The organism is uncultured Psychromonas sp., assembly GCF_947489755.1.
Classification (GTDB): domain Bacteria; phylum Pseudomonadota; class Gammaproteobacteria; order Enterobacterales; family Psychromonadaceae; genus Psychromonas.
Window position 1 is genome coordinate 1 of the sequence record NZ_CANLFB010000064.1, and the last position, 2,269, is coordinate 2,269.

At 41.3% G+C, this 2,269-nt stretch carries 2 protein-coding genes; both read left to right on the forward strand.

The annotated features are described in order from the left end of the window. The first annotated feature begins 51 nt into the window (after positions 1–51). Positions 52–939: a site-specific integrase gene (locus tag Q0794_RS17995; protein ID WP_298944253.1), complete on the forward strand. Its 888-nt coding sequence runs from the start codon at positions 52–54 to the stop codon at positions 937–939. Then, positions 924–1,985, forward strand: coding sequence for a transposase (locus tag Q0794_RS18000; RefSeq protein WP_298944255.1), 1,062 nt, complete (start codon positions 924–926; stop codon positions 1,983–1,985). Before Q0794_RS17995 ends, Q0794_RS18000 begins: the two co-directional genes overlap by 16 nt. Positions 1,986–2,269 lie beyond the last annotated feature (284 nt).

Genomic DNA, 2,269 nt, shown 5'->3' on the forward strand with positions numbered 1-2,269 from the left:
CATACTTATATTTATATCACTTTTCGGTGATATCTAATAGGAGTATAAGACATGAACACTTCAGAGCAACAACACTTTAACCTTTTATATCAACAGCATTTGACCAACCTAACACTACAAGGCATGCGACCTGCTACGATTGATGCCTACTCTCGCGCAGTACGTAGGATAACTACTTTTTTTGACCGCTCTCCTGACACATTAACCAAAGCCGATTTAAAGTGTTACTTTGCACAGCTCATTCAAACTCACTCATGGAGCACTATTAAATTAGACCGAAATGGATTACAGTTTTTTTATAAACATACCCTCGATAGACAGTGGGAATGGCTTAATATTGTCAAACCACCACAAGTAAAACGCATTCCCGACATCCTCACGCCACAACAAATTGGACTGATGATTAGCCACACTCGAGCGTTACGTTATCAGGTGTTTTTTCTTGTTTTGTACAGCATGGGATTACGCTTAAGTGAAGCCCTTGATTTGACGGTGAAAGACATTGATAGCCATAGCATGCAAGTGCATATTCGTGAAGGTAAAGGAGGCAAAGACCGTTTACTCCCTTTGCCCAAACGAACACTCTTTGCATTACGTGGCTATTGGTCAACGCATCGACATCCTCTGTTGTTATTTCCAAGTATAGGTAAAAACACACAGGTACCAATGGATAAAGGCAGTGTGCAGAAAGCGTTAAAAAAAGTGATGACTGAATTGGGTATTAATAAATCTATCAGTCCACATTCATTACGACATTGCTTTGCAACTCACCTCTTAGAGCAAGGTATTGACCTGCGCTCCCTGCAAATACTATTGGGACATCACAGCCTGAATACGACAGCGAAATACACCCAACTTACCCCACTCAAACAAAAAGATAATATCACCGCCTTGAACCAGTTGACCGACAGGTTAACAATTCAATGGGAGGCATCATGAGCCAATTTATTGCCCTACTTGGTCACTATCAAGCACAACTGGAGCAACAATATAGTGGATTGTTGAATCAAGATATTCGCCGTGCCATCATTGACATGTTGCATTGTAAGCAGGATGAGTCTCGTTATAGCCAATGGCATTGTGGACATTGCCTGCATGACCAACAACACCCTGCCTCTTGTGGGAATCGAAGTTGTCCGCAATGCTTGCATCAAACCACATCAAATTGGTTAGCCAAACAAACTGATAAGTTATTGCCCGTACACTATTTTATGGTGACCTTTACCTTACCCTATCAGTTCAGAGTACTTGCTCAAAAACATCCCAAAGCTCTCTATCAATTGATGTTTAAAGTCACATCGAATTTACTAAAAGACTTTGCATCACGAGAAGATAAAGGCAGCTTGGGATTTACCAGCGTGTTACATACGCATAACCGCAAAAGAGAACTACATCCTCATCTACACATTGTTATTCCTTCTGGTCGCTACGATGCAAGTAAGAAGCAATGGCATAAAGGGGATAAACGTTACCTGTTTAATGCCTTCTCGTTAGCGAAGGTCTGGCGAGGCAGAATGATGGAGGCAATCAATCATCACCCTCAGTTAACGCTACCGACTAACATTCCCAACAAATGGGTGGTTGATTGTCGTAAGGTAGGGGTCGGTTTGTCGTCATTTCAGTATTTATCACGGTATCTGTATCGGGGCGTGTTACCCGACAAAGATATAATTCACATAACCGATGAAGAGGTCACGTTTAGATATAAAGAAGGTGGTACCCATCTGATGAAGACACGCACTTTACCCGTACTTAAGTTCTTATGGTTGATACTGCAACATGTGCTACCTAAAGGATTACAGCGGGTACGAGATTATGGGTTTTTAAGGGGAAATGCGAAGCGATTACGCTTGCAGATCCTGTTATTGCTTGGCGTGAATGTAGCGTCAAAGTCACCACCAAATGTAATGAAACGTACAAGTTTCATTTGTCCTTGTTGTCAGCACATCATGCAATTTATGGGCATGGGACGACTGAGTCATTAATACCTATTTACGCTTGAGCTTCATAAGTTCATCGGCAGGCAGAAAAGTAAAGTGGTCTAAGTAATAAAAGGAGGTTGATTGGCATTCAACATAAAAACATAAGGCACTGATATAATTGAGCTATCTATTGTATCTTAGCGAGACTCACCCTCAGAAAACTGATTCATCGACATTCCTTTAGTATAAAAACCGCTATTTACTATAATAAGTAAACCAACCTCAAACGGGCTTGTCCAACACCCGAATAAGGTGTCGGCTGCGCGACACCTATTCTTGTTTGTTAT

Bases quoted from the DNA above. Each gene is read 5' to 3' on its own strand.
- Q0794_RS18000 (WP_298944255.1), top strand. From the start codon at position 924: ATGGGAGGCATCATGAGCCAATTTATTGCCCTACTTGGTCACTATCAA.
- Q0794_RS17995 (WP_298944253.1), top strand. From the start codon at position 52: ATGAACACTTCAGAGCAACAACACTTTAACCTTTTATATCAACAGCAT.